Below are 26419 nucleotides of genomic sequence, written 5' to 3' on the forward strand. Positions count from 1 at the left end.
CACGGAAGGCCGGCCCAGCGGCATCATGGGCGTCATGACGACCGAATCCCGTGCTCGTTCATTCAGCTCCGCGGCGGCGCGCTACGCCGCGAACCGCCCCTCGTATCCGCCCGAGCTCTTCGACACGCTGGCGGACCTGGCCGGCTTCCCCCTGGCCGGCGCCCGCGTCGCCGACGTGGGCGCGGGTACGGGAATCGCCACGTCCCTGCTGGAGGCGCGCGGCGCCCGCGTGGTCGGGGTGGAGCCGGGCGAGGGCATGGCCGCCGAGTTCCGGCGCCGCAACCCCGGCACCCCGCTGGTGCGCGCGGACGGCAACAGGCTGCCGCTGTCCTCCGGATGCCTGGACCTGCTGACGTACGCGCAGTCCTGGCACTGGACCGATCCGGACCGCGCCGTACCCGAGGCGCTGCGGGTCCTGCGGCCCGGCGGGGCGCTGGCGATCTGGCACAACGACCCGGACGTCACGGTCGGATGGATCGCGGAGCAGCAGTCCCGCATCGAGGCCCGGTTCGGGCCGGGCTGGTACATCAACGAACGCGCCCGCTCGCAGGACGGGCTGCGGTTCACCGGCCGTCACCTGTCGTGGTCGCGCCGGGTCCCGGTCGACACGCACCTGGCCAAACTGTCCACCCATTCCCTTTTCCTCGTCGGTGAACCCGGCACCGACGCGTTCCTGGCCGAGGAACGGGCCCTCCTGATGGGCCACTTCCCCGACGGGTGGGTGGAGGAGCACTACGTGGTCGAGCTGAACGTGGCCGTCCGGGAAGAGTGACACGCGTGCCGCCAATCGGGTGAAGCGCCGGAACCCGCCGCCGCCCCGCCCGTTGATCAAGGCGCTCACCCCCATGCACGCGTGTGACATAAGGACCCCTGATGCTCAAGAAGATTATGGCCACCGCCGCCGCCACCGCCTCCATCGTCGGCGCGGGCGCCGCCGTTGCCGCCCCGGCCATGGCCATCGGCAACGACAACGGGATCAACACCGTCAACGGCAACGGTGCCCAGCAGATCTACGGCAACCAGAAGACCGAAGGCGACCAGAGCCCGCAGCTCGGCCTGGTCCAGGGCACCCTGAACAAGCCCTGCATCGGCCTGCCGGTCAAGGTCAACGCCCAGTCCGTGCTGGCGCTCATCGCCAACGTCGGCGTCCAGGACATCAACGTCCTGTCGAACCCGCAGAACCAGCAGTGCACCGAGAACTCCACCCAGGCCAAGGGCGACGAGCCGCTCTCCCACATCCTGGACAACATCCCGGTCCTGTCGGGCAACGTCTCGGCCGGCAGCTGAGCACTCCCTTTGTTCGAGCCGGGGCCCCGACGCCCGCGCGAGTGCCCACGGGGCCCCGGCTTGTTCCCTCCGGATCCGCCGATCCGACGCTGCGCACCGAAGATCGCACCCCAGAGCCTCCCGCCCGCCCGGGCCGGAGGCTCTGCCCTTGAGCGGCCGCGGACCGCGGCAGCCGTCGCAGCGTCCTCGTGGCGACACCGCGGGCCGGCGAACCGACCGCCGTACTGACCGCCGCCGGAGGCTCGGTCGAGTCCGAGGGTCCGGCGGCGCCGGCCGGCTCGCCGTGACCGGGCTGCCGGCGGACCGGATCGCGGCTTCCAGGCCGTGCTGGACGGCCGCGGGGCCGCCGTCCCGGTCACCATCCCGGGGTGCTCCGGGCGCTGGTCGGGTCCGCGCTGCCGGCCCCCGTCTGCGCACTGGCCGGTCCGGGCCTGGGGGTGCTGATCAGGCACGCCGCCGCGACCATGGCCGCCGCCGTCTTCACCCTGCTGATGCTCCCCACGGTGTTCGCCGAGAGCGCCCGCTGGTCGGCGTACGTCAACCATGCGGGGGTCCCGGCGGCCTGGAAGCGGCTCGTCCAGTACTGGGAGGCGGACCCGGCCGCGGGTGGCGCTCTGGCCGCTGACCGCCGTGGCCCTCGACGTGATCGTGGTGCGGCGGCGCGACGTGTGAAACCGGCTGCGCGGCGCCCCATCCGGTAGCTTCGGTTCCATGACCACTGAGCCGCAGAGCTTCGAGATCCTGGTGGTGCCCGAGCACATCGAGAACCTCCGTGGCGCCTCCCCGGCGGACCGTGCCCTGAGGTCGGCCGTGGTCGAGGCGACCGGCGAGCAGGGGGCGTCCGGGTACCCCCGCTACCGCGGAGAGGGCGTGGAGGCCGACATCGATCCCGCCACGCGCACCATCGAGGCCCTGCTCATCGACGGCGCGGAGCTGGACTACGGGCTGGTCGCCATGATCGCGCCGCAGGACGGGGGCCGGGGGGCCCGCCACACGTAGGGGCTGCTCCACGTACGGCCGCCGCCACGGCGAGCACCTCGTCGCCCGGAGGCCGAGCCCGCCGACGACCGCCCGCAGTGACGCCCGGCCCGGCCCCGTCGTGCGGGGCCGGGCCGGGTGCCGGTCGTCCGGGTGGGATCAGGCCACGGGCTCAGCTCACCTGGAGGGTGACGTCGTCCACGACGAAGGAGGTCTGGAGGGACTGGTCCTCCACGCCGTTGAACTTCAGGGTGACGGTCTGGCCGGCGTACGCCGACAGGTCGTAGGTCTTCTCGACGTAACCGGAGTTCGCGTTCAGGTTGGAGAAGGACGCCAGCGTCTGGCCGGCCACCGAGACCGTGAACCGGTCGTAGACGACGTTCTCGTTCTCATCCGTGTCGATGTGGAGGAAGAACGAGAGGCGGTACGAGGCGCAGCCCGAGGGGATGGCCAGCGACTGGGAGGCGCTGTCCGTGTGGGTGGAGCCGTACCCGTTGAGCCAGGCCTTGTAGCTGCCGCCGTGCGGGGCCTGGCCGGACTGGTTGGTGATCACGCCCGCGGTCGCGCTCCACGGGCTGGAGCCGTTCTCGAAGCCGCCGTTGACCACCAGTTGGCGCGGCGTGCAGCTGCCGCCGCCCGTGACGGTCAGTGTGTAGGTGGTGGTGTGGCTGACGGTGCCGGCGCCGGTGACCGTCAGGGTGTAGGTGCCCGGCGCCGTGCCCGCGCCGACCTGGACGGACAGCGTCGAGGAGCTGCCGGACTGCACGGAGGACGGGCTGAGCGTGGCGGTCACGCCGGACGGCGCGCCGGAGACGGAGAGCGCGACGGTCTGGGCCGCGCCGCTCACGGTGGCGGTGTTCACCGTCGCCGAGGCCGAACCGCCGGGAGCCGCGCTGCCCGCGGACGGGCTGACGCCGATGGAGAAGTCCTGCGCCGGGGTCTCACCGCCCACGGCCTGCTTCCAGACGGCATAGGCGACGCCGTCGGCGCTGCGGTTGAGCACCGTGGCGTTGATGTTGTTCGTGGTGTCGCAGGAGCTGTGGTAGCAGGGGTCGTAGGCGGCGTTCGCCGTGCCGCCCCACTTCGAGGCCTGGGCCGAGGTCTTGCGGGCGCTGGCTCCGGCCGCGTAGCCGGAGGTGGGGATGCCGCCCTGCTGGAAGGAGTAGTCGTCGCTGCGGCCCTGGCCCTCGGTGTTCTCCTCGGGCGCGAGGTTCAGCGAGGTCCAGTACGCCTTGAGCGGCGCGGCGGTGGCTGAGTTGAGGTTGTTGATGAAGTAGCCGCCGTTGGTGGAGCCGACCATGTCGAAGTTGTAGTAGCCCTTGATGGCCGCGCGCTGGGCGCTGCTGAGCTGGTTGACGTAGAACTCGGAGCCGTTGAGGCCCTGCTCCTCGTCGGTCCACCAGGCGAAGCGCACGTGCTTGGTCATCGTCGGGTTCTTCTGGGCGAGGACGAGCGCGTTCTCCAGCAGGGTCGCCGAGCCCGAGCCGTTGTCGTTGATGCCCGGGCCGGCCGAGACGCCGTCCAGGTGGGCGCCGAACATGACGGTCTGGTCGGCGGGGCCGCCGGGCCAGTCGGCGATCAGGTTGTTGGAGGGGTAGGTGCAGGAGGAGCAGTACTGCTCGGTGACCGTGTATCCGGCTGCCTGGAGCTTGCCCTTCACGTAGGCCAGCGACTGGGTGTAGCCGGCGCTGCCCGCACGGCGGTGGCCGCCGTTCTGGGTGGCGATGGTGTTGAACTGCGTCAGGTGCGCCTGCACCTTGGCGACATCGATGTCCGGCGGGTCGTTGCCGGGCTGGGTCCCGCCGACGTTCAGCGTGTAGTCGACCGTGTGGGACAGGGTCGTGCCCTGGCCCTTGACGACGACCGTGGACGTGCCGGGCGCGGCGTTGGAGGTGGCGGTCAGGGTCAGCACGGAGGACTGGCCGGACTGCACGGTCGCCGGGTTGAAGGAGGCGCTCACCCCGGCCGGCAGGCCCGAGGCGGTCAGGGTCACCGACTGGGCGGTGCCGGTGGTGACGGTGGTGCCGACCGTGGTGGTGGTCGTACCGCCCTGCTGGACGGTGCCCGAGGAGGGGTTCAGCGCCATCGAGAAGTCATTGTTCTGGCCGCTCGGGGTGCAGGTCGGGTCGGCGGACTGGGCGGGCACGCTGATGGCGTCCCAGGCGCCCTTGGCCTTGTTGAAGAGGTCGCAGGTGGCGTCCAGCGACTTCGCCGAGTTCAGCGTCGCCGTGCGGTACTTCTTGTAGGACATGCTGCTGGTCTTCAGCAGCATGCCGCCGTAGAAGATCTTGCCGGCGTTCTGCACGCCCACCCCGGTCAGGGTCGTCCCGTTGCAGGTGCTGCTGCTGGGCTTGCCGCCGCCCGGGCTGGTGCCCTCGGCCAGCAGGTAGAACCAGTGGTTCAGGGGCCCGGCGGCCGCGTGCACCTCGGTACCCGGTATCGCGGAGCTGTAGCAGGCCGGGTCGTTGTTGACGGCCGGCGGGTTGTACATGTTGCGGATCGGGCCGCGGCCCTGGAGGTTGATGACCTCGCCGACCGTGTAGTCCGGGGTGTCGTACGGGGCCGGCTGGTTGATGTACGCCTCGGTCAGCGCGCCGAAGATGTCGCCGGTCGCCTCGCCGAGACCGGATTCCTGGCCGCTGGTGCCGCCGGGGGTGTTGGAGTCGATGGCGTGCCCGTACTCGTGGGCCACGACGTCGACGCCGGCGATCCACTCGTTGGCGCTGTTGCGCCCGATGGTGACCGAGCTGCCGTCCCAGTAGGCGTTGAGGTCGTTCAGGCCGACCTTGGCGGGGAAGCTGCGGCCGTTGCCGCTGACGCCGTTGCGGCCCAGCCACTGGGAGAGCATGTCCCACTGCTTCTGCGCGGCGAACATCAGGTCGACGCAGCCGGTCTCCTTGCTCGTGGGGTTGCCGGTGCCCCAGGAGTCGGAGGACTTGGTGAAGACCGTGCCCGTGCTGTAGTCGGCGCAGCTCAGGCCGGTCCGGTTCGGGTCGCGCAGGGTGTAGGTGGAGCCCGAGTTGGTGGTGTCGATGCTGATCGGGCCGGGACCGTTCCACTTGCTGTTGCCGGTGCCCGCCACCACGTCGTCGTAGCTGTCGACGAAGGCGCCGGTGCGCGCGTCGACGAAGACGTGGAGCTTGCTGGGCGCGGTCCGGGTACGGCCGCTGAGGACGGTCTCCCAGGCCAGCACGGGCTTGTCGTCCTTGAGCCGGACGACGAGCCGGCTGCTCTCGACCTTGTCGACCGCGGCGAGCTTCGTCCGCGACGTGGTCTCGGCGTCCTTCGCGGACACCGAGGCCCGGGTGGCGATGTCGATGCGTACGGAGGAGGCGGACTGGAGGGCGCGGACCTTGCCGGCGCCGTCGGCGAGGACGACCGCGTCGCCGCCGACGACCGGCAGGCCGCGGTAGCTGCGCTCGTACGACACCGAATACAGATCCTTCACCCAGGGGGTGACGAGCCGTCGCTCGTACTGTTCCTGCGCGGAGTTGACCAGAGAATCGAGACCGCTGTCGACCGCCTGGTCGGCGGCCGCGACCGCGCGTGCGGCGGGTGTGTCCTTCTGGGCCGGTGCGGGCTGCGCCTGCTGCGCTGCCGCTGCCGTCCCGGCCAGGGCGCCGGCGAGGCTCGCGGTCAGCGCCATCGCTGCCACGGCCGCCGTCCATCTGCTGGGCTGCAACGTCCACTCCGATCGTGGGGGGTTCGGGGATGAGTGGGTGTTCGTTCGCGGCCGAGTATGAGCGTGAACATGACGAGAATGGGACATCCCGGAAGGCATAAGGTCCGCGTTATGGTGCGGTCGCAGCCCCCTGCGTACGCTGCCCGGATGCAGCTGGAGTTGAGGCATCTGCAAGCCGTCCTCCGGATAGCGGAGGCGGGCAGCCTGGGGGGCGCGGCACGGCGGCTGGGAGTCTCACAGCCCGCACTGTCCGCCCAGCTGAGGCGCATCGAACGGGTCACCGGCGGCGACCTGTTCGTACGGGGGCGGGGAGGCGTGGAGCCCACGGCGCTGGGCCAGTTCGTGCTGGCCAAGGCGCGCCGCGTACTGAGCGAGATGGACGCGCTGGGAGCGGAGGCGCGCGCCATCTCGACCGGCGGCCCGCTGCGCCTCGGCTGCATCCTGCTCGTGCTGCTCGACGGCCTCCTGGCTCAGACCGACCTGTCGATGTCCGGCCGGGAGATCGCCGTGGACCTGGAGGACTCCGTGACCGCGCTGGCCCGGATGCTCGGCGCCGGACGCTACGACGCCATCGTCTACGGCGAGGTCAACGAGCACGAAGTGCCGCTGCCGGAGGGAACCTTGGCCAGGACTCTGATCCCGAAGGAGCCCTTCGGGATCCGGCTGTCCGCGAGGCACCGGCTGGCCGGCCTGGACCGCGTCGACCTGGCCGACCTCGCCGGGGAGCCGTGGATGACCCCGGTGGAGGACGACGACGGCGGCCCGGAGGCCCTCGTCGCCGCCTGCGCCGAGGCCGGGTTCAGCCCGTCACTGCGCTACCGGATCACGGACCGCAAGATGCACTACGACCTGATCGCGGCCGGGCGCGCGGTCTCGCTCAGCCAGCCGACGGCGCCGACGGCCGAGGGCACGGTGCTGCGCCCGCTGCTCGGGAGCCCGATCACCGGACGCATCCGGCTCGCCTGGAACCGCTCGGCGCTCTCGGCCGGCCAGGCCCAGCAGCTCTACCGGGCGGCGGCCCGCGCCTACCTGGCCAACGTCGACAACAACCGCTTCCACCGCGAGTGGTGGGACGCTCACCCGGAGGTGCACCCGGTCATCGACTGACCGGTCCGCGGACCGGCCGGGGCGGTGTCGTCAGCCCCGGCGGTGGGCGGTCAGCAGCAGGTACTCCCACTCCATGACGCCGTCCGTGGTGTGCTCGGCGGCGAGTGCGTCGAGCGCCGCGTCCAGGGCCGCGACCTTCTCCGGATCGTCGCCCACCGCGCGGTACACGGCGATGGTCGGCCCGTAGCAGGCCTTGAAGAACTCCCGGAAGTCCGGCGGGTTCTTGAACAGGGTCACGGCGACCTTCCGGCGGCGCGAGACGACATCGGTGACCGCGTCGCCGAGCAGTTCGTGGACGTACTCCTCGCTGCCCCACAGCGGCGGCGGCTGCACACCGGGCGGAGGCGGCGGTGCGTACGGCTTCATCGCGGCGAACAGCCGGCCGACGAACCCCTCGGGGGTCCAGCTGAGCACCCCGACCGTCCCGCCGGCCCGGCACACGCGGAGCATCTCGTCGGCGGCGGTGCGGTGGTGCGGGGCGAACATGATGCCGATGCAGGACATGACGACGTCGAACTCGCCGTCCGCGAAGGGCAGGTCCTCGGCATCCGCCTCCCGCCACTCCAGCTGCGCGCCCTGCACGGCGGCCAGGTGCCGCCCGACCTCCAGCAGTTCGGGGGTCAGGTCGGACGCCACGACGTCCGCCCCGGCCAGCGCGGCCGGGATGGCGGCGTTGCCGGAGCCCGCCGCGATGTCGAGGACCCGGTCGCCGATCTGGATCCCGCACTCCTTCACCAGCAGCGGCCCCAGCGGGGAGACGACATGGGACGCGACGGACGGGTAGTCGCCCAGCGCCCACATCGCACGGTGCTTGGCCTTCAGGGTGAGGTCGGCCTGCCGCGCCTCGCTCGCATCGGTCATGACAGCCGTCCTCCAGCGCTCGAAGCGGGTCCTTCCCCGAGCCTAGGGACGTTCCGGCGGACCGGCTCGCCGGAGCGGCCACCCGGGTGTCGGGCCCGCACCCGCCGCGTCAGTCGCGGACCGCGGGGCCGCCGCCGAAGTCCCGCGCGAAGCCCTCGCGGAAGCCGGGGCGCTCCAGCGCGTCCTCGAAGGCCCGGGCCGCGCGCGCCAGCGCGGTCGCGTTCTCCTGGGCGGCGGTGAGTTCGGCGAGGTACGCGCGCAGGCTCAGTCCGCGGTCGGCGGCGAGGACGGCGAGCCGGTCGCGCACGTCGGTGTCGACCTCGACGGTGGTGGTGTCGGCCATCCTCCGAGTATGCGCGCCCGGCGACCGGCCGGGGGGCCGTTCGGCCCGCAGGGACACGCCCTATCCGGCCCAGCGTCCGGTGAGGAAGGTGATGGCCACCGTGGTGCACAGCGGGCCGGCGACGTACAGGTAGGCGCTGTGCACCCACGGACGGCGCAGGCTCCAGCCGGCCAGGGCGATCCACAGCGGCCACCACAGCAGCGTGGACCGGGGTACGGAGGTGTACCAGTAGGAGGTGCCCAGGGCCCACAGGGTGAGGGCGATGTAGAGGGCCTCCGGCCAGCGCCGGCCCCGTACCAGCACGGCCAGGAGGACGACGCCGACCACCATGGCCAGGAGTTCGGCCTGCCACATGAACGCGTAGCCCGTGGGCTGCGTGTGTCCGAAGGCCGCCGTCCAGGTGTGGGACCAGGCCTCCCACGGCAGGTGGAACTCCCGGTACCAGCCACGCTCCTGGGAGTGCTTCCAGGCCATCCAGTCCCCGGTCCACGCGTGCAGGTACCAGCTGTGGAGCAGCGGGGGGAGGGCCGGCAGGAACAGCCAGGGGGCCGCCCGCCAGGCGGCGCGGGTCCGTGCGGTCATGAGGAAGTGCAGGGCCAGCGCGGCCGCGAGGAAGAGCCCGGTGACCCGCACCGAGCAGGCCAGGCAGGCCAGGACCGAGGCGGCGGCCCAGTTCCGGCGCTGCGCCGCCAGCCAGGCGGGCAGGGCCAGCGCGAGGAAGAGCGACTCCGTGTAGCCGGCGGCGAGGAACACGGCGCAGGGCGAGACCAGCAGGAAGGTCACCGCGCGCCGGCCGGCGTCGGCGTCGCCCAGCCGGTCGCGGGCGATGCGGGCCAGGGCGAGGACGGCGACGCCTCCCGCGACGAAGGAGATCAGTGCTCCGGACGCGGCCCAGGAGGGGACGACGGTGTGTACGGCGCGCAGGGCGAGGGGGAAACCGGGCAGGAAGGCCTCCCTGTTGTCCCAGCCGACCGTCCAGGGTCCCGCCGCGTCGGGGAAGTAGCCGTCCCTGGCTATGCGGAAGTAGAAGGCCCAGTCCCAGCGCTCCCAGGGCGCGAGCAGCGATGCGGGCCGGCGGCTCTCGCCGTCGGAGGGGAACAGCCAGCCGACGGCGCCCGCGGTGGCCCAGATGCCGACGCGGGTCACCAGGTAGAGCCACAGCACCTCCCGGTCGGCCTGCCCGAGCCACCGCGGGGCCCGGAGCGGCCGGCGGGGCCGGGGCGTCGCGGGACGGCCCGGAGGGCCGGGCCGCGAGCGGGGGGCCTCGGCCGGTCGATGCGGGGCTGAAACAGACATAAGGGATCTCCTGGCCGTCTGAGGGTGTGCGGAACCGCCGGGCCGGGTTTCCGGGCCGGTGTCCGCAGGCGGCGGTTCGGGCTGTGGTGGACGCGGGGCGCGAGCGCGGCGGGTGCCGGGCGCCGGGGCCGGGAAGGTGTCCCGCGGATCAGGCCCGATCCGCGGGACACCCCGCTATCGGGGCGGCTGTGAGGTGGCGGTGGGCGTGCCGGGGTACGTCGATCCCTGGGGCGCGCGGGCGGTCATCGTCGAGGTGGGGTCGGGGCCGCCCACCCCCGTGGTCGCCGTGGGCGGGGTGAGCGACGACGTGCTCTGCGCGGAGGGGGGCGCGGATGTCGGCAGGGACGTCGGCAGGTCGGACGGCTGCACGGGAGAGGGGGTGGTCGCGGGGAGCGTCGGGCGGCCGGAATCCTGTGGCAGGAAAGCGGCCAGCGCCGCTCCGGATCCGCCGAGCAGCAGGCAGCAGGCGGCGGCGATGCCCGCGATGCGGCGTCGCCGGACCCGTTCGCCGTGCTGCTCGATGACGGACACGGGCGGGAGCGTGGTCGCGGACTGCCCGGCGGAGGCCGCGGCGCGGAAGGCCGACCGCAGCGGGTCGTGGGACTCAGGCATCGGGGGTCTCCTCGGTGCGCGGATCCTGCAGCTGGCGTGAGAGGGCGGCCCGGCCGCGGGAGAGGTGTGTCTTGACGGTGCTCGCGGACAGCGAGGTCTCGACGGCGATCTGCTCGACCGTCAGGTCGCACAGGTAGTGCAGCGCCATCGTGCGGCGCTGCTTCGGCGGAAGCTGCCGAAGCGCCTCGACGAGGGCCACCGCCTCGGGCCCGGGACCCTCGACGTGCGGCGGGGGAGGGCTGCGCCGCCATGCGTCGGCGGAACGGCGTCGCACGCGCCAGCGGCTGACCGCGAGCCGCCACGCGACGGTGCGGATCCACGCCTCCGGCCGGCCGTCGCGGTCCAGCTGGCGCCGGCGCCCCCATCCCCGGACGAAGGCCTCCTGCACCACGTCCTGCGCCTCGTGATGATCACCGAGCATCACGTACAGCTGTCCTGTGAGCCTTCCCGCCGCTTGTGCGTAGAACGCTTCGAACTCCTCGACGGTCAAAAATCGCTCCCGAATCCATGTGTCCCTCTCACCGGGCATACGCCCGGCGCACCGCATCCGGTCGACACGGGACGACAGGAAATTCTGTGACTGCGGTCACATGGAGAAGGGGCCGAAACGACGGAAGGGCCCGGATCCATGTGGATCCGGGCCCTTCCGAGCAGTAGCGGGGACAGGATTTGAACCTGCGACCTCTGGGTTATGAGCCCAGCGAGCTACCGAGCTGCTCCACCCCGCGTCGGTGGACCTCACCCTACGGCATCCGGGGGACCGCACTCGACGCATTTTCGACGGGGCCGCCCGGCAAGTCCGTACAAGGGCGAATTCCCGCCGCGCAGGCGTGATCATTCCCCCTGGTGACAGTGCGTGCAGGCGTGTACCTTCTCCGGTAGCTGTCGTGGTTCCGAGTGCCTTGCCCGCGCCTTCAGGTGTGGGCAGTTTTGCTGTGTTGTGCCGTAGGACCAGGGCGATCACCTCCGTCCTCCACGCCGTGTGGAGGACGTACGTCAACGGGAAGGCATGAACATGGCTACGGGAACCGTGAAGTGGTTCAACTCTGAAAAGGGCTTCGGCTTCATCGCCCAGGACGGTGGCGGCCCGGACGTCTTCGCCCACTACTCGGCGATCAACGCCACGGGCTACCGCGAGCTCCAGGAGGGTCAGGCCGTGACCTTCGACATCACGCAGGGCCAGAAGGGCCCGCAGGCGGAGAACATCACCCCCGCCTGATCCCCGGCCGTCCGGGCTGCGGCCCGGGCTCCGGAGAACCGTTTCCTCCCCCGGGGCCGACCGGGGGAGGGGCGATCAGGGCCGTGCGGCAGCGCCGCACGGCCCTGATGCGTTCGCCGGCTCCGGCCGGGAGGCCGGCCGGCGCGTGCTCCGGATCCGGACCGCCGCCCCGACCGCGGCGAGTGCGACCGTCGCGATCCCCGACGCCGCCAGCACTCCGCGGGGTCCCATCAGCGAGATCAGCGGCCCGCCGAGCGCGGTGCCCACCGGCCCCGCGGTGAGGAGAGCCGCGCTGCGGGCCGCGAGGACCGTCGTCAGCCAGGCGGCCGGGGTGCGCTCCTGGAACAGGGTGTAGGACAGCGCGGTGAACGGGCCGTAGATCAGGCCGCCCAGGGTGAAGCAGGCCAGGGTGACGGGCGCGGGCGCGCCCAGCCCGAAGGGGACGAGGGTGAGCCCCCACCCCGCGACGATCCCGAGGGTGACCGGCCAGAGCGGGAACCTCCGCAGGGCGCCGACGGCCAGCCCGCCCAGCACGGCACCCGCGCCGAACAGCGCCCAGTACAGCCCCAGAAGGCCTGGCCCGGCGTGCAGGTCGTCGGTGACGTGCAAGGGCAGCGCGACCTCCGCCGGTCCGTACAGGAAGTTGAAGAACCAGGTCAGGGCGAGGACACCGAGGAGCTCGGGCTGCTTGCGCAACAACTGCACGCCGGCGGACGGCCGGTCGGCGCCGGCCCGCGACACCCCCGCTGCCTCCGCCGGCGAGGTTCCCTCCGCCTCCGTCCTCGCCTCCGCCTTCCCGTCCGCGGCCCGGACCCTGCCCACCAGTACGGCGAGCACGGCGAAGGACAGCGCGTCGAGACCGATCAGCCAGGCGGGGCCGACCACCATGGCCAGGAACCCGGCCAGGGCCGGCCCGATGACGATCGAGGCGGAGACGCTCGACGAGAGCAGGGCGTTGGCCGCCAGCCGCTGTTGCGCCGGGAGCATCTGCGCGACCAGCGCATACCGCCCCGCATTGCCCCAGGCGTGCAGGACCGACGAACCCGCCAGCAGGGCCACGTACAGCACCGGGTGCAGCACCCCCGCGGCCCAGGCCACGGGCACGCAGCCGAGGAGCACCGCGCGGATCGCGCTGTCGGCCGCCAGCAGCCGTGCCGGGGGGAGCCGGCGCAGCCACCGGCCGAAGAGCAGCGCGCCGAGGGCGCCGGGAAGGGCGTACGCGGCGAGTGCGGCCCCCAGCAGCAGGCCCGAGCGGCCGGGCGGCGCGATCTCGATGGCCAGCCACGCCACCGCGACCACGCTCATCCCGTCGCCGAGATCGGAGGCCGCGAGGGCGGGCAGCAGCCGTTTGAACCCGGCGTGGGCGAAGAGCGGCCGGTAGGCCTGCGGCAGGAGGCGAGTTGTCCGTACGGAAGTCACCGGGTCAGACTCCTGGTTCAAGCACGCTTGAAGTCAAGGGGGAGTGATCGGTGCGACAGCTCGGCATCGGGGAGCTCGCGAAGCGGGTCGGGATGCGGCCCTCGGCTCTGCGCTACTACGAGAGCGTCGGCCTGCTCCCGCCCGCCGAGCGGGCGGCGGGCAGGCGGGTCTACCCGGTCGCCACCGTGCGGCGGATCGCACTGATCAAGATGGCGCAGCGGGCCGGGTTCACCCTGGCGGAGATCCGTGCCCTGCTGGACACCGACGCGGACCGCGGGGCCACCCGGCAGTGGCGCGACCTCGCCCGGCGCAAGCTCCCCGAACTGGACCTGTTCATACGGCAGACGCAGATGCTGCGGGACGCCGTCGCCGACTGCCTCGCCTGCGGATGCATGAACTTCGAGAGGTGCGGGCTGCTCGCCGAGGACGGACCGGGGGCGGCGCGGTCCCCGGCATGAGGCATGATCGGGGGATGTCTGATCGCATCATTGCCGCCTGTGACGGAGCGGCGAAGGGCAACCCCGGGCCCGCCGGCTGGGGATGGGTCATCGCCGACGCCGAAGGACGCCCCGCGCGCTGGGAGGCCGGTCCGCTGGGGCGGGCCACCAACAACATCGGGGAGCTGACCGCGCTCCAGCGGCTGCTGGAGGCGCTGGAGCCCGGTACGTCCGTCGAGGTGCGGATGGATTCGCAGTACGCGATGAAGGCGGTCACGCAGTGGCTGCCCGGCTGGAAGCGCAACGGATGGAAGACCTCCTCCGGCCAGCCCGTCGCGAACCGTGAACTCGTCGAGGAGATCGACCGGCTGCTGGCCGACCGCGACGTGACGTTCCGGTACGTTCCCGCGCACCGCGAGGACGGCGACCACCTGAACGCGATCGCCGACCAGGCCGCCAGCGATGCGGCGCTCAGGCAGGAGCCCGCGGGTACGGCACTGGGGAACGCGGACATGCCCGTACCGGCCCCCGCCGCGCCCGCGCGTCCCAAGTCCGCCGGGGCGAAGAAGCGTTCGGCCGCGGGGTCCGCGGCGGGCCGGGGAAGCCGGGCCATCAAGGCGAAGTTCCCGGGCAGCTGTCCCTGCGGAAAGCCGTACGCCGTCGGCGACATGATCGCCAAGAACGGCAGCCGCTGGGGCCACGAGAGCTGCGCGACCGCCACGGCCTGAGCCGCGTCCGTACAGGCCAGGTCGCTCCTCGTGTCCCCCCCCCGGCGGGGCGGGTCGCCGAGCGCGACACCGGCGCCGCAGACCACCGCGTAGAAGCCGTCCTCGCCCAGCGAGGCGCTGTCGGCGAGGTCCGGCCGCAGGGCCCGGAACCGTGCGCCCGGGACGCGGGTACGGATCGACGCCGCGCGGTCTCGGCCCTGGCGGGGCTCCGGCAGCCGATCCCGTGCGGCGGCGGACGGGAGTCCGTCGCGGGCGACCGGCCCCACCGACGGAACCACGACACCCCTCCAGGAGTTGTCGTCAAAGTGTCACGCCTACATCAGGAGCGATGCGAGGGTGACGGCTGCTTCGTAAGCCTGGGCCTTCTTGTCGTACCTGGTGGCGATCCCGCGCCACTGTTTGAGGCGGTTGAAGCACCGCTCCACCACGTTGCGGTGCTTGTAGCCCTGCTCGTCGAAGGCCGGCGAGCGGCCGCGCCGGGCTCGGTTGCGGACCTGGTCCGACCGCTCCGGGATGGTGTGCGCGATGCTCCGGCGCCTCAGCCAGACGCGGATCCTGCGGGTACTCCGTCCCCGGTCTGCCTACCGCATCTACGGCACCCACTGGTGCCGCCGGGGTCAGCCGGTGTGGCAGTGCCCCGCGGTCACGGTGCGCGGCCAGGCTGCCAAGCTTCCTGGCTGGGCTCCACGCGCCACGACGGATAGACCGGGCGCGGCAGGCCGATACGCCAATGTGTTGATATGCGCGCGCGTCCAGAGGCGGTGATGCTTCACGCCCGCGTGCCCGCGGGAAGCTCACAACGGTTGCATCCCAGGAACGGGTGAGAGAAGGAAGTCCCAGATGAGCTTCAGGTCCGGGCGCAGGCCGACACAGGGCCCGCTGGTGAGAAACGGAAAGCGAGTCGCTGGCGGCGCTGTGGCGTCGACGGTCCTGGCTCTGTCGTGGCTGGCTGACCCAGCCCTTGCTGTGGCACAGGCCATGCCGGCCCCGGCGAGTGTGACTGCGTTGGGCCCGACTGTCGGTGACAAGTGCGAGAAGGGCAAGAAGCGCCCAGGGGCAGAGCGTGCTCATGCCCCTGCCGGGCCGTCTCTCGACCAGTCGTGCAAGAAGGGCCCGACCGGCCCCGCAGGGCCCCCTGGCCCGGTCGGTGCTACGGGTCCGACCGGGCCCGACGGTCCGCAAGGACCGACAGGACCGACAGGGCCGACGGGACCGGCTGGACTGCACGGGCTCCGCGAGTTCACCGCCGACGACACATTCATCCCGCCCGCCGGTGTCACTTCAATCCATGTCCAGGCGTGGGGAGGCGGTGGCGGGGGCTCTGGAGGCGCCGGTGCGCGTACCACCGGCGGGGGTGGGGCCGGGGGCGGAGCTGGCGGCGGCGGCGCCGGCGGTCTGGCCTGGTGCGTGGTGCCGGTCAGCCCAGGCGGTCTCTACACGGTCGACGTCGGGGCGGGGGGCAATGGTGGCGGAGGGGGCTCGGTCGGAGGGTCGGGCGGTGACGGCAACTGGGGGGAATCCACGACGCTGAGAGCGCCTGATGCCACCTTCCTGGTGGACGCCGGAGGCGGACGCTTCAGTGGCCGAGGTACTCCCCCCGGAGCCGGCGACGGCGGGAACGGCGGCGGCGCGTCGTGCTCTGGCGACGGGGTGACCCGTACGGGCGCAATCGGCGAAAGCGGCCGACCAGGTACAGCAACCGAGGGAGGCACCGGCGGACAAGGCGCCGAACCTGCCCCGCAAGGCATCATCGCTCTTCCGCCCGGCCGTGCCACCGGCGGCGACGGCGGGAACGGCGGAACAGAGACGGGCAGCCCAGGTGAATCAGGCGGCGACGGATACATCGTCGTGTGGTGGTAACCCCGCAGAGACACCAGCCCCTCACCCGGCACCGGGCGGCGGCCTGGGAACAACGTCGTCACCACTCACCACGTCCGCGACGATGTCCGGCTGGCCGCTACGTCCTGCGACTGAGCCCGTTCTCCTGTGCGCCGACGTCGCTGCTGCACGACGGGGCGGGTTCAGCGGGTCGTCTCGGGCTTGGTGATCCAAGCGATGGTCCGCTGCGCGCAGGTCGTGGCGGGCCTGGCTGCCAGTTCAAGGATGAGTTCCGCTGGGCAGCACGTGCCGGACTGCGTTGCCCACGAGTTCCCACGCCCAGCACCAGTTGGCGCTGAGGAGCGGGCAGCGGGCTACATCGGGGTGAGGACCGTGTCGATGAGGTTGACCGTCCCGATCGAGGTCTGGACGTCACCGCAGACGATCTCTGCTTTGCCGTTGACGGTGAAGTTGTCACCAGATCCGGTCGTGGTCAGTTTGGCCGGGCCCGGACTGCGGCAAGCCGGTCTGCCCCGGCGAGTGGGGCGCAGACGTGACCGGTGCTGAACCGAGCGACAACCGGTCCCGGGGCAAGGTCCTGCCTGCCCCGGGACCGGCCCACGCGCCGTAGCGAACAGAGCCCGTCCACCGCAGATCCTCACAGTGCTGCCTTGCACGCGTTCAACGTCCGCTGCTCGTCCTCACTGGATTGCGCCATTGCGCCATTGCGCCATTGCGGTATTGCCGGGGACGGTCCCACACCTGCGCTGACGTCGGCTGGCTACGACGTCTTACGGGTTCCCGGAAGGGCCGGACCTCGCACCGTCAGAGACGTTCCTTGCTGCCGGCGGTGGGGTGCCGGTGGGCGAGGGAGCTGGGCCACCAGCTGCGGGGGCCGATGTCGAGTACGAGGGCGGGGACCAGGAGGGAGCGTACGACGAGGGTGTCGAGGAGGACTCCGAAGGCGACGATGAAGGCGATCTGCACGAGGAACGCCAGCGGGATGACCATGAGCGCGGCGAAGGTGGCTGCAAGGACGACGCCGGCCGAGGTGATGACGCCGCCGGTGGTGGTGAGGCCGCGCAGGACGCCCTGCCGGAGACCGTGGGTGAGGGTTTCCTCGCGGACCCGGGACATGAGGAAGATGTTGTAGTCCACGCCGAGGGCGACCAGGAACACGAAGCCGTACAGGGGGACGGAGGCATCGGTGCCGCTGAAGCCGAGCAGGTGCTGGAAGACGAGCGCGGAGACGCCGAGCGTGGCCAGGAAGTTCAGGGCGACGGTGGCCACCAGAAGGACGGGGATCAGGACGGAGCGCAGGAGCAGGACGAGGATCAGCAGGATGATGACGAGGACGATGGGAACGATGAGGGTGCGGTCTCGGGCTGCGGTCTGTTCGGTGTCGTACTGCTGGGCGGTGTAGCCACCGACCAGGGCGTTGGCTCCGGGGACGGCGTGGACGTGCTCGCGTAGGTCCCGGACTGTCGTCTTTGCCTTGTTGCTGTCGGCAGCCGCGGTGAGGGTGACGTCGACGCGGATCCGGCCGTCGACGACCAGGGGCTCGCCGCCGGGGCGCCCGGAGGCGGTGACGGGGGCGGCGGAGGCGACGCCGTCGGTCGCCGTGGCGGCCGCGCGCACCTGCTGGGCCTTGGCCGCATCGGTGATGATCACCGCGGGCTGTCCGGAGCCGCCGGGGAAGTGCTTGCTGAGCGTTTCCTGGGCGGCGACGGAGGGTGCGTCCTTGACGAAGATCTCGTTGAGGGGAACTCCCTGGGAGGACAGGGTCGGGGCGAAGGCGGCCAGGACCAGCATGAGCAGGGTCGTGGATGCCCATACGCGGCGCGGTGCCCGGTCGATGAGGCCGGCGACGCGGCGCCAGATCCGGTGGCCTTCCGCCGTGGCGTCGGCGGGTTTGGGTGTGGCGGGCCAGAACGCGGCGCGGCCGAGGAGGGCCAGGACTGCGGGCAGGAACGTCAGGGTCGCCAGGAGCGCGCAGAGAATACCGATGGCGCCGACGGGGCCGAGGGCCCTGTTGTTGGTCAGGTCGCTGGCGAGGAGCGCGAGGAGGCCGAGGGCCACAGTGGCGGCGCTGGCTGTGATCGCGCCGGCGGAGCGTCGCACCGAGGCGGCGGCCGCGGCCATGCGGTCACCCCGGGCGGCAAGTTCCTCCCGGAACCGGGCGGCCAGCAGCAGTGCGTAGTCGGTCGCCGCTCCGATGACCAGGATGGAAAGAATCCCCTGGACCTGACCGTCGACGCGTACGACACCTCGGTCGGCCAGGGCGTAGACGACGGCGCAGGCGAGTCCGAGGGCGAAGACGGAGCTGATGATGATCACGAAAGGCAGAAGCAGGCTGCGGTAGACCACGAGCAGGATCAGCAGGACCGCGCCGAGCGCCACGCCGAGCAGGAGGCCGTCGATGCCGGCGAAGGCGTCGGCGAGGTCTGCCTGGGTGGCTGCCGGACCTGCGATCTGCGCCGTCAGCCCTGGTACGGCCTCGGCTGCCGCGCGGACCTCGTCCAGAACGGCTGGCAGTTCCTCTCCGAGGTTCGGGGCCAGCGGCACGATGGCCTGGAGGGCCGTGCCGTCTTCGGAGCGCAGAGCAGGTGAAGGCTGCCCGGCGACACCGGTCTTCCCGGCCAGCGCCGCGACGGCCGCGGTCGCCTCCTGCTGTCGGGTGTCACTGACGGCGCTGCCCTTGGGGGCCTGCCAGACGATGATCGCGGGAACCGACTCGGAGCGGTCGAAGGCTCTACGGGCCTGGAGGACCTGGGTGGACTCGGCGCTCTGGGGGAGGAAGGCCGCTTGGTCGTTGGTGGCGACCTCGCCGAGCTTTCCCGCGTAGGGGCCCAGCCCTCCGCCGATGCCCAGCCAGACGACCAGCAGCAGTACGGGCACCAGCCAGCGGGCCCAGCGCGGTGTGCGCGTCACGGAAGATCCCTCCGATTACTCAATGGTGAAGTATCTCAATCATTGAGAGATCATATGCTGGTGCCATGCTCAGCGCTGACCGCCCCCCGCACGACGTTCCGCCCGAAGATCCGATCGGGTTGCAGTCCTTCGCCGTGCTGCTGCGCGCGATGAACGCGGACTTCAACCGGATCGCGCAGGAGTTCGCCCATGCTCAAGGTCTGCACCTGACGGATGTGCAGGCTCTGATCGCCGTGCTGGATGCCGACCGTGACGAAGACGCGGGACCGATGACCCCCGGGCGTCTGGGCACCCGGATGAACCTGACCTCGGGCGCGGTGTCGGCGTGCGTGGACCGGCTGGAGAGAGCGGGTCACATCCGCAGGGTCCGCGCAGTCGACGACCGGCGGGTGGTCCACCTGCACTACACCCAGGCGGGCCGGGAGGCCGCGCGCGAGTACTTCCAGCCGCTGGCCCGCTCCACGGACGCCGCCCGTGCGTGCTTCAGCGCCGACGAACTGCACATCGTGGTGCGATTCATGGCCGAGATGAACCGCCGGCTCGCCCAGGTACGCAGCTGAACGCCGCATGGATGGCACGGCAGAAACGCCTGGAGTAGCCCATTCCGCCCTCTACGCCATCGTGCTGGCCCGCCTCCGATGTGACACCCGCACCCGCGGATACATGGACAGGCGAGTCTCCGAGGGAAAACCCCGACGCGAAGCACTCCGCTGCCTCAAACGCTATGTCGCGCGGGAGATCCACCGGCTCATCACCCGCACCACCACCCACGTCCTGGCGGCTTGACATCCATAGGGGCGTCAAGGCCGACCAGTCCTACGCAGCAGCCGTCACCCTCGCATCACTCCTGATGTGGGCGTGACACTTTGACGACAACTCCTGGGCCGTCCCTTCCGGATCTTGTCGGGCCCGCGCAGCCCGGCACCGCACCCGGTCCCCCCGGACTCCGTCCGGGGGGACCCCCAGGTTGTCGGGGCGCCCGAGTGGCTCCTGTACACGGGTGCTCCTCCGCCTTGCCGGGCACGGCGCCGGACGACGCGGGCCCGACCGGCAAGATCCGAAAGAGGCGGCCTAGGGGCGGATCACTCGGAGGTAGGCCACCTCGAACGCCATCTCGGACACGCCCGCCTCGGGCGCCGGGTGGTAGCGGCCCGCGCACACCGAGAGGTTGACGATGAGGTACGCGCGCCAGCGCCGCCCCACCCCGCGCCGGTCGGCGAAGACCTGCTTGCCGTTGACCCACCACACGACCGAGCGGGATCCGAACTCGACCTTGAGGTCGACCCAGCGGCCGTGGCCGACCGCCGCGTCCCGGTGGTAACGGGAGCCGCCCTTGACGTGATTGGACAGTTCGAGGAGGTCGGGGTTGTCCGGGTGGTACTCGAAGACGTCGATCTCGTTGTCGCCGTCCAGCCAGGTCCAGATCGCGGGCCAGGCCCCGAGCTCGGCCGGCATCCGCACGCGGGACTCCAGCACGTCGCCGGTCCGGACCATGAACCCTTCTTCGCTGCCCTCGGTGGTCAGCAGGCCCGTGTTCCACTTGCCGTCCGGGCGGCGGACGGCACGGAAGGTTCCCGTGCGGCTGTAGGAGGGGTCCGGGACCAGGTGGTCGAGCTTGTTGTCGCCGGGGTTGGTGGGGCCGCCGTTCGGATAGGCCCAGGAACGGCCGACCACCCACTGGCGGGTCGAGCCGAAGTCCGCCGTGAAGACCGGAGCCCGGGCGTTCGCCGGGCTGGCGCCGTCACGTTCGGGGGTGGTGGGGCTGGAGCGTCCGAGGAGCCGTCGGAGTCGGTCGAGAACCTGAGTGAGCACATTGCTCCTTCCCGAGAACGCGAGCCCTTGCAGCATGCCCACCCCCCGGTGAATACATACCGGTCCACCGGTTTGTCTTTCACCCACCCCTGCGTGTAATAATCCCGATGCGAATTCGACTATTACTTGTGAGGGTGGGGTCCTCGGACGCAGCGCGCATCCGGGGTTCCGACTCGAAGAGCCGAGCAGGGAGTTGCACCACCATGTGGAAGTGTGAGCGGGTCATCGGCGCCGACCTCGACGTCGAGGAGGTGCTCGGGGTCTACCGCGCCTCCACCCTCGCCGAGCGGCGCCCCGTGCACGACGTCGAGCGGTTCGCCCGCATGCTGGCCGGAGCCAATCTGGTCGTCGTCGCCCGCGACGAGGACGGCCGCCTCATCGGCATCGCCCGCTCCATCACCGACGGCGCCTACTCGACCTACCTCTCCGACCTGGCAGTCGACGTCGCCCACCAGGGCAGGGGCGTGGGCCGCGAGCTGATCCGGGTCACCCGGGACGCGGCGCCCGACGCGAAGCTGATCCTGCTCTCCGCGCCGGCAGCGGTCGACTACTACCCGCACATCGGCTTCACCCGCCACGAATCCGCCTGGACGATGGACGGCCCCGCGCAGGCCTGATCCACCGCTCCAACAACGGTTGCGCATAAGTGAGTTGCGCGCCCCCGCGACGGGGTAGCATCCCTGCCGTTGGGGGGTACATGTGACACGACGCTATGTCGCGCTGCGCGCGTACGGCTGCGCGGCGGCAGGTTGGTTCTTCGTGGCAGGGATGGCCGGCTGCACGGCCGACGGGACGGCGAAGGGCGGGGCGACGAGCCGCGCCCCGGCCGCGTCATCAGCGCCGTCGACGCCCGCCGCGGCGCCGTCGGCGTCCCCCGCCGCGCCGTCGGCCGTCTCCCTCGTGCCGGAGCTGGACGAGTCCAAGCAGCCGAAGACGGCCGCCGAGGCCCGGGAGCTCCTCGCCCGGATCCTCATCACCGAGGACGCCTTCGGCCCGGACGTCGTGCGCGGCGCACCGTTCGAGAGCAGCTCCGGCCGCTGGCCCGTCCTCGACGAACGGTGCGTCTGGCAGACCGCCGACCTGCCGCCGGACGTCCTCGCCACGAACACCCGCTACTTCCTGATCCCGGCCGCCAACGGCCACGGCCGCGTCCGGCTCAACGCCACGGTGACCATCCACCACGACCGCGGGGAATCGGGCTGGGAGACCGCCCGGGCCATGGAAGAGGTCCTGCGCTGCCCCGACCAGAAGCTGCGGGAGGGCGAGGACCTCCAAGGACTGCTGGGCAACGCGGTGTACCAGGGCGAACAGATGAACAACTGGAGCGAGGACGCCTTCAGCGAGATGGGCAAGTACGTCAGCGCCACGGACGGCGGACCGCACACCTACTTCTGGTACCAGGCGCAGTACGGCCCCGTCACCGTCGCCATCACCGGCAAGGGCGCCGAAGGCTTCAAGACGGAGACCCTCACCCAGCTCGTCGTGCAGGGCAACAGCCGCATGCTCGCGCAGGCCAAGCAGGCCCTCGGAAAGGCGGCCGGCTGATGGAGCAGCTCCACCCCTCGGACCCCTCCCGGATCGGCGGCCACCGCCTCCTCGGACGGCTCGGCGCCGGCGGCATGGGCGTCGTCTACCTCGGCCGCACCGACGACGGTGCACTCGCCGCCGTCAAGGTCATCCGCGCCGAGTACGCCGAAGAGTCCGACTTCCGGGCCCGGTTCCGCCGCGAGGCCGAGATCGCCGCCGAGGTCGACAGCCCGTGGGCCGTCCGGATCACCGGAGCCGACCCCGACGCCCGGGAACCGTGGCTGGCCACCTCCTTCGTCGCCGGCCCCTCCCTGGCCGAGGCCGTCTCCGCCCACGGCCCGCTCCCGCTGCGCGCCGTACGGATCCTCGGCAAGGCCCTGGCCAAGGCCCTTGAGGTGATGCACGCGCAGGGCCTGGTGCACCGCGACGTCAAACCCGGCAACGTACTGCTCGGCATGGACCGGCCCCGGCTCATCGACTTCGGCATCGCCCGCGGTGGCGAGCACACCGCCCTGACCTCGGCCGACGCCGTACTCGGCACCCCCGGCTTCATCCCGCCCGAGCAGGCCGAGGGCCGCCCCGCCGAACCGTCCGGCGACGTCTTCTCCCTCGGCTGCCTCCTCGTGTACGCCGCCACCGGGCGGCTGCCCTTCGGCGCCGGCACCGTGGAGGCCGTGCTCTACCGCACCGTCCACGACGAGCCCGACCTGGGCCCCGAGCTGCTCGCCGACCCCGAACTGACCGCCCTGCTGCGGACCTGCCTCGCCAAACACCCCGACATCCGGCCCACCGCGGCCGGACTCGACGAAGCCCTCACCGAGGACGCCCCGGGCGAGGGCACCGACTGGCTGCCCGACCCGGTCGTCGCCACCATCGCCGAACGGGCCGCCGCCCTGCTCGCCCTGCCCGGCATCGAGGAGACCGTCGCCGACCCGGAGGCGGCCCCCGCCCCCGGCGCCCCCGGCCCGGCACCGTCCCGCAGGCGCTTCCTCGGCTTCGCCGCCGGAGCCGTACTCGCGGCCGGCGGAGGCACGGCGGCCTGGCTGGCGCTGCGCGACGAGAAGCCCAAGGGCACGCCCGCGGCCGCCCCCCGCCCCTGGGTGATCGGCGTACAGGCCGACCTCTCCGGCCCGCAGAAGGCCGCCGGACTCGCCCAGGAACGCGGCGTGCGGCTCGCCGTCGACTCCTTCAACTCCGGCAAGGACAAACCCTTCACGCTCACTGTCGCCACCGCCGACGACGCGGGCGGGACCGACCGCTCCCCGGCCGCCGCGGGCAGCCTCATCTCCAACCCGGACGTGCTCGCCGTGATCGGCCCGACCGCGAACGCCTCGGTCACCCCGTGCCTGGAGCTGTACGGCGAGGCGGCGCTTCCGCTGCTCACCGTCTCCGCCCTGGCGAGCGCCTTCAGCGTCGCCGACCGGCGCAGTTTCTTCCAGGCCTGCCCCATCTCCTTCATCCAGGGCTCGGCCCTGGGCCGCCAGCTGGCCCGGCAGCAGGGGGTGAGCAGGCTCGGCGTCCTGTGCGACCGGGACGGTGACGTGGAGGGCTGGCAGGCGGTCCTGCACGCCACCCGCACCATCGCCGGCTACGTCCCGGGGGCCACCGTGTACCCGCGGGTCGTCCCGCGCGGCACGCAGGACCTGTCCCCGGTCGTCACCGACATGGTCGCGCACGGCGTCGACGCCTTCTTCTACTCCGGTACCCCCCAGCGAGCGGCCAGGACCGCGACGCTGCTGGCCGCCGCCGGCTACCGAGGACACCGGGCGGCCGACTACACCCTCATGGGCCCGGACTTCCTCGCCGCCGCGGGCCCGGCCGCCGAGGGCTGGCAGTTCGTCGCCCCGTACACGGGCCCCGAGGCCCCCGAGACCGCCGAGCTGGCCCGCGCGCACAGGGCCGCGTACGGCGGAGCCGCGCCCGAGGTGTGGACGGCGGAGGCCTACGACGCGGCCCGCCTGGTCATCGACCGGCTCGTCACCGCGGCCCGCGGCGGGGGCCGCCCGACCCGCGCCGCGCTGCTGAAGTCCCTCGGGGAAGGCTCCTTCCGCGGTCTGACCAAGGAGTACTCCTTCACCGAGGACCGGACGGTGAAGGGCAACACCTACTTCCTCCACCAGGTGGAAGGCGGCCGGATCCGCTACGTCGGCCCGGTTCCCGAAGCCCCGGCCGGATAGCGCGCGATGCGCCCCCTGCTGCCCGCCGATCCGGCCGCGATCGGCGGGAACCGGCTGCTGGGCCGCCTCGGCTCGGGCGGCATGGGCACGGTCTACCTGGGCCGGTCCCCCGAGGGTGTGCTGGTCGCCGTCAAGGTGATCCGCGCCGACCACGCCGCGGACCCCGCCTTCCGGGAACGGTTCCGCCGCGAGGCGCAGGCCGCCGGCGGGCTGACCGGGCGCTGGGTCGTGCCGGTGGTCGCCGCCGACCCCGAGGCCCGCGAACCCTGGCTGGCCACCCCGTTCGTCCCCGGCCCCTCGCTGGCCGAGGCGGTCGGCGGGTACGGGCCGCTGCCCGCCAGGACCGTACGGATCCTGGGCGCACGCCTCGCCGAGGCCCTGGCCGAGGTGCACGCGGCCGGGCTGATTCACCGCGACGTCAAGCCGGGCAACGTCCTGCTGGCCCCGGACGGGCCCCGCCTGATCGACTTCGGAATCGCGCGGGCGGCCGGGGCGACCACCCTCACGGCCGTGGACGCGGTCGTCGGCACCCCCGGCTATCTGGCTCCGGAGCTGGCCCGTGCCGCAGGCCCCGTCGCGGGACCGGCGAGCGACGTGTTCTCCCTCGGCTGCGTCCTGGCGTACGCGGCGGCCGGGACCGGCCCGTTCGGCGGCGGGCACGCCGCCGCCGTGGTCTTCCGCACCGTCCACGAGGAGCCGGAACTCGGTTCGGTGCCGGGGGAGTTGCGGGAGGCGGTCGGCCGATGCCTGCTGAAGGAACCGGCGGAGCGGCCCACGCTCGGGGAGCTCACCACCCTCCTCGGAGCCGACCCGGGCAGCGCGGGCCCGGCGGCGGCCGCCGACTGGCTGCCCGCCCCGCTGCCCCGGATCATCGCCGAACGCTCCACCCGGGCACTGGACCTGCCCGCCCCCGAACCCACCCGTATCGACGCCCCCGCCCCCGCCCGGCAGCTCAGCCGCAGACGGTTGCTCGCCGCCGGCGGAGCCCTGGTCGCCGCCGCCGCACCCATCGCCTGGTTCACCACCCAGGGGTCGGGCCGCCGCAGGACCCCGCCCGCCGACCCCGACCGGAACCTCCCGCTCCTGACCCTCGGCCTGCAGGCCGACCTGACCGGACCCGGCCGGACGACCGGCCAGGCCCACGAACGGGGCATGCGACTGGCGGTGGACCGGCACAACGCCCGGGCGGACGCCGCCTTCCGCCTCGCCCTGCGCGTCGCCGACGACGGCGGTGACCCGCAGCGCGCCGCGCGGGCCGGCAAGGAACTGCTCGCCGACCCCGCCGTACTCGCCGTGACCGGCCCCACCTGGGACGCGGCCCTCCCGGAGCTGGCCGGCGCCTGCCTCGCGGCGGACCTCGCCCTGGTGCTGGTGTCCGTGAACAGCCCCGAGAACACCACGACGCTGTGGCGCACCGCGTGCGTCACCCGCCCGAGCGACGAGGGCCTCGGCCTCCCGATCCTGCACTACCTGTCCAAGGTGCGGATCTCACGTCGCACGGCGGTCGTCGAGGACGCGGCGAACGGATCACCCGCCTGGCAGGTCACCAGGGTGCTCCAGCAGAGCCCACCGGCGCAGGGCACCGTGAGCGTCCACCGCATCCCCGAGGGCGGTTCCGACTTCGCGGGCGCCGTACGCGCACTGACCGGGGACGGCGCCGAGGGCGTCGTCTACGCCGGCACCTCGCCCGAGCGCGCGGCCGAACTGGCCCGCGCCCTGACCGACGCCGGCTTCCGAGGCCCGCGCATGGGCCTCCAGCACGCCATGGAGCCGGCCTTCCTCACCGCGGCCGGCCCGGCCGGCGAGGGCTGGGTGTTCAGCAGCCTGTACACCGACCCCCTGGCCGTGCCCGCCGCCGCCGAGTTCGTCGCGGCCCACCGGAGCGCCCACGGCGAACCGCCCGCCCGCTGGGCCACCGAGGCGTACGACGCGGTGGGGCTGGTGGCCGCCGCCCTGACCGGGCTGGAAGGGGAGGGACGCGACCGGGCGGGCCTGTCCCGCCGGATCTTCCGTACGACGTACGAGGGCCTCGCCAAGACGGTCGGCTTCGACCCCGGGACGCGCGCCCTGACCGGCGACTCCCTCGCCCACCTCTACCGGGCCGAAGCGGGCGGTTTCCGGTACCTGGGCCGGTACACGGACGTGCGTACCGACCCCTGAGCGGCCGCCGGACGGCCCGGCCGGG

The 26419-nt window shown here is 72.5% G+C and carries 22 protein-coding genes, 1 tRNA gene and 1 pseudogene; 13 read left to right on the plus strand and 11 right to left on the minus strand.

The window, feature by feature from the left end; all coding sequences use genetic code 11:
* The first annotated feature begins 34 nt into the window (after positions 1-34).
* The 4 genes from E6U81_RS02195 to E6U81_RS02210 all read left to right on the plus strand — a co-directional run bounded on the left by E6U81_RS02195 (position 35) and on the right by E6U81_RS02210 (position 2286).
* Positions 35-772: a class I SAM-dependent methyltransferase gene (locus tag E6U81_RS02195; protein ID WP_136228312.1), complete on the plus strand. Its 738-nt coding sequence runs from the start codon at positions 35-37 to the stop codon at positions 770-772.
* 101 nt (positions 773-873) lie between these two features.
* Positions 874-1287: a rodlin gene (locus E6U81_RS02200; protein WP_136228313.1), complete on the plus strand. Its 414-nt coding sequence runs from the start codon at positions 874-876 to the stop codon at positions 1285-1287.
* Positions 1288-1655: 368 nt separating this feature from the next.
* On the plus strand, positions 1656-1988 hold the full coding sequence (locus E6U81_RS02205) for a hypothetical protein (protein ID WP_136228314.1): 333 nt from the start codon (positions 1656-1658) through the stop codon (positions 1986-1988).
* Positions 1989-1998: 10 nt separating this feature from the next.
* The gene (locus E6U81_RS02210) at positions 1999-2286 is read left to right on the plus strand and encodes a hypothetical protein (RefSeq protein ID WP_136228315.1); all 288 of its coding nucleotides are present in this window, start codon (positions 1999-2001) and stop codon (positions 2284-2286) included.
* 151 nt (positions 2287-2437) lie between these two features.
* Here the strand turns inward: E6U81_RS02210 and E6U81_RS02215 are convergent, their stop codons facing one another.
* Positions 2438-5911 (minus strand): M28 family peptidase, encoded by a 3474-nt coding sequence (locus E6U81_RS02215; protein WP_136228510.1) that lies wholly within the window; start codon positions 5909-5911, stop codon positions 2438-2440.
* 183 nt (positions 5912-6094) lie between these two features.
* Here E6U81_RS02215 and E6U81_RS02220 point away from each other — a divergent pair, with 183 nt between their 5' ends.
* Positions 6095-7054, plus strand: coding sequence for a LysR family transcriptional regulator (locus E6U81_RS02220; protein ID WP_136228316.1), 960 nt, complete (start codon positions 6095-6097; stop codon positions 7052-7054).
* A gap of 30 nt (positions 7055-7084) precedes the next feature.
* Here the strand turns inward: E6U81_RS02220 and E6U81_RS02225 are convergent, their stop codons facing one another.
* The 6 genes from E6U81_RS02225 to E6U81_RS02250 form a co-directional block, all read right to left on the minus strand.
* Complete coding sequence (locus E6U81_RS02225) at positions 7085-7915, minus strand: class I SAM-dependent methyltransferase (RefSeq protein WP_136228317.1); 831 nt, start codon at positions 7913-7915, stop codon at positions 7085-7087.
* 109 nt (positions 7916-8024) lie between these two features.
* Positions 8025-8258 carry an antitoxin MazE7 gene (locus E6U81_RS02230; RefSeq protein WP_136228318.1) on the minus strand — a complete coding sequence of 78 codons (234 nt, stop codon included), beginning with the start codon at positions 8256-8258 and terminating at the stop codon, positions 8025-8027.
* Positions 8259-8318: 60 nt separating this feature from the next.
* Entirely contained in the window at positions 8319-9554 is a 1236-nt protein-coding gene (locus E6U81_RS02235) for a mannosyltransferase family protein (protein WP_136228319.1), read from the minus strand.
* Positions 9555-9728: 174 nt separating this feature from the next.
* The gene (locus E6U81_RS02240) at positions 9729-10166 is read right to left on the minus strand and encodes a hypothetical protein (protein ID WP_136228320.1); all 438 of its coding nucleotides are present in this window, start codon (positions 10164-10166) and stop codon (positions 9729-9731) included.
* On the minus strand, positions 10159-10656 hold the full coding sequence (locus tag E6U81_RS02245; protein ID WP_136228321.1) for a SigE family RNA polymerase sigma factor: 498 nt from the start codon (positions 10654-10656) through the stop codon (positions 10159-10161). The genes E6U81_RS02240 and E6U81_RS02245 overlap by 8 nt, the downstream gene beginning before the upstream one ends.
* A 164-nt stretch (positions 10657-10820) precedes the next feature.
* A tRNA-Met gene (locus E6U81_RS02250) sits at positions 10821-10894 on the minus strand.
* A 287-nt stretch (positions 10895-11181) separates the two neighbouring features.
* Between E6U81_RS02250 and E6U81_RS02255 the strand changes: the two genes are divergently transcribed.
* A complete protein-coding gene (locus tag E6U81_RS02255) occupies positions 11182-11385 on the plus strand; it encodes a cold-shock protein (RefSeq protein ID WP_030036890.1) in 204 nt (67 codons plus the stop codon).
* Between the two features lie 75 nt (positions 11386-11460).
* Here E6U81_RS02255 and E6U81_RS02260 read toward each other — a convergent pair whose 3' ends face one another.
* Positions 11461-12804: an MFS transporter gene (locus tag E6U81_RS02260; protein ID WP_136228322.1), complete on the minus strand. Its 1344-nt coding sequence runs from the start codon at positions 12802-12804 to the stop codon at positions 11461-11463.
* Between the two features lie 50 nt (positions 12805-12854).
* On the opposite strand from E6U81_RS02260, the gene E6U81_RS02265 reads away from it, so the two are divergent.
* On the plus strand, positions 12855-13262 hold the full coding sequence (locus E6U81_RS02265; protein ID WP_136228323.1) for a MerR family transcriptional regulator: 408 nt from the start codon (positions 12855-12857) through the stop codon (positions 13260-13262).
* A gap of 14 nt (positions 13263-13276) precedes the next feature.
* Positions 13277-13969: a ribonuclease H gene (locus E6U81_RS02270; protein ID WP_136228324.1), complete on the plus strand. Its 693-nt coding sequence runs from the start codon at positions 13277-13279 to the stop codon at positions 13967-13969.
* A 314-nt stretch (positions 13970-14283) separates the two neighbouring features.
* Here the strand turns inward: E6U81_RS02270 and E6U81_RS02275 are convergent.
* Both E6U81_RS02275 and E6U81_RS02295 read right to left on the minus strand, forming a co-directional pair.
* Positions 14284-14511, minus strand: a pseudogene (locus tag E6U81_RS02275) (transposase); the annotation flags it as partial.
* Between the two features lie 2101 nt (positions 14512-16612).
* Positions 16613-18718, minus strand: coding sequence for an MMPL family transporter (locus E6U81_RS02295; protein ID WP_136228325.1), 2106 nt, complete (start codon positions 18716-18718; stop codon positions 16613-16615).
* A 65-nt stretch (positions 18719-18783) separates the two neighbouring features.
* On the opposite strand from E6U81_RS02295, the gene E6U81_RS02300 reads away from it, so the two are divergent.
* Positions 18784-19278: a MarR family transcriptional regulator gene (locus E6U81_RS02300; RefSeq protein WP_168714524.1), complete on the plus strand. Its 495-nt coding sequence runs from the start codon at positions 18784-18786 to the stop codon at positions 19276-19278.
* 511 nt (positions 19279-19789) lie between these two features.
* Here the strand turns inward: E6U81_RS02300 and E6U81_RS02310 are convergent.
* Positions 19790-20392 carry a family 16 glycosylhydrolase gene (locus tag E6U81_RS02310; protein ID WP_240803594.1) on the minus strand — a complete coding sequence of 201 codons (603 nt, stop codon included), beginning with the start codon at positions 20390-20392 and terminating at the stop codon, positions 19790-19792.
* A 341-nt stretch (positions 20393-20733) separates the two neighbouring features.
* Here E6U81_RS02310 and E6U81_RS02315 point away from each other — a divergent pair, with 341 nt between their 5' ends.
* The 4 genes from E6U81_RS02315 (at position 20734) to E6U81_RS02330 (ending at position 26394) form a co-directional block, all read left to right on the plus strand.
* Positions 20734-21147, plus strand: a complete 414-nt coding sequence (locus E6U81_RS02315; protein ID WP_136228326.1) for a GNAT family N-acetyltransferase — start codon at positions 20734-20736, stop codon at positions 21145-21147.
* Between the two features lie 82 nt (positions 21148-21229).
* Positions 21230-22075 (plus strand): hypothetical protein, encoded by an 846-nt coding sequence (locus E6U81_RS02320; RefSeq protein ID WP_136228327.1) that lies wholly within the window; start codon positions 21230-21232, stop codon positions 22073-22075.
* Positions 22075-24234, plus strand: coding sequence for a bifunctional serine/threonine-protein kinase/ABC transporter substrate-binding protein (locus tag E6U81_RS02325; protein ID WP_136228328.1), 2160 nt, complete (start codon positions 22075-22077; stop codon positions 24232-24234). The genes E6U81_RS02320 and E6U81_RS02325 overlap by 1 nt, the downstream gene beginning before the upstream one ends.
* A 6-nt stretch (positions 24235-24240) precedes the next feature.
* Positions 24241-26394: a bifunctional serine/threonine-protein kinase/ABC transporter substrate-binding protein gene (locus E6U81_RS02330; RefSeq protein WP_136228329.1), complete on the plus strand. Its 2154-nt coding sequence runs from the start codon at positions 24241-24243 to the stop codon at positions 26392-26394.
* Positions 26395-26419: the final 25 nt, after the last annotated feature.

It is taken from the genome of Streptomyces sp. A0592, from assembly GCF_004795115.1.
Classification (GTDB): domain Bacteria; phylum Actinomycetota; class Actinomycetes; order Streptomycetales; family Streptomycetaceae; genus Streptomyces; species Streptomyces erythrochromogenes.

Excerpts from the sequence above, each read along its gene's own strand:
- E6U81_RS02255 (WP_030036890.1), top strand. The coding sequence starts at position 11,182 with ATGGCTACGGGAACCGTGAAGTGGTTCAACTCTGAAAAGGGCTTCGGC.
- E6U81_RS02325 (WP_136228328.1), top strand. The coding sequence starts at position 22,075 with ATGGAGCAGCTCCACCCCTCGGACCCCTCCCGGATCGGCGGCCACCGC.
- E6U81_RS02300 (WP_168714524.1), top strand. The coding sequence starts at position 18,784 with ATGCTCAGCGCTGACCGCCCCCCGCACGACGTTCCGCCCGAAGATCCG.
- E6U81_RS02210 (WP_136228315.1), top strand. The coding sequence starts at position 1,999 with ATGACCACTGAGCCGCAGAGCTTCGAGATCCTGGTGGTGCCCGAGCAC.
- E6U81_RS02235 (WP_136228319.1), bottom strand. The coding sequence starts at position 9,554 with ATGTCTGTTTCAGCCCCGCATCGACCGGCCGAGGCCCCCCGCTCGCGG.
- E6U81_RS02330 (WP_136228329.1), top strand. The coding sequence starts at position 24,241 with ATGCGCCCCCTGCTGCCCGCCGATCCGGCCGCGATCGGCGGGAACCGG.
- E6U81_RS02225 (WP_136228317.1), bottom strand. The coding sequence starts at position 7,915 with ATGACCGATGCGAGCGAGGCGCGGCAGGCCGACCTCACCCTGAAGGCC.
- E6U81_RS02315 (WP_136228326.1), top strand. The coding sequence starts at position 20,734 with ATGTGGAAGTGTGAGCGGGTCATCGGCGCCGACCTCGACGTCGAGGAG.
- E6U81_RS02240 (WP_136228320.1), bottom strand. The coding sequence starts at position 10,166 with ATGCCTGAGTCCCACGACCCGCTGCGGTCGGCCTTCCGCGCCGCGGCC.
- E6U81_RS02220 (WP_136228316.1), top strand. The coding sequence starts at position 6,095 with ATGCAGCTGGAGTTGAGGCATCTGCAAGCCGTCCTCCGGATAGCGGAG.
- E6U81_RS02200 (WP_136228313.1), top strand. The coding sequence starts at position 874 with ATGCTCAAGAAGATTATGGCCACCGCCGCCGCCACCGCCTCCATCGTC.
- E6U81_RS02230 (WP_136228318.1), bottom strand. The coding sequence starts at position 8,258 with ATGGCCGACACCACCACCGTCGAGGTCGACACCGACGTGCGCGACCGG.
- E6U81_RS02195 (WP_136228312.1), top strand. The coding sequence starts at position 35 with ATGACGACCGAATCCCGTGCTCGTTCATTCAGCTCCGCGGCGGCGCGC.
- E6U81_RS02270 (WP_136228324.1), top strand. The coding sequence starts at position 13,277 with ATGTCTGATCGCATCATTGCCGCCTGTGACGGAGCGGCGAAGGGCAAC.
- E6U81_RS02215 (WP_136228510.1), bottom strand. The coding sequence starts at position 5,911 with ATGGCGCTGACCGCGAGCCTCGCCGGCGCCCTGGCCGGGACGGCAGCG.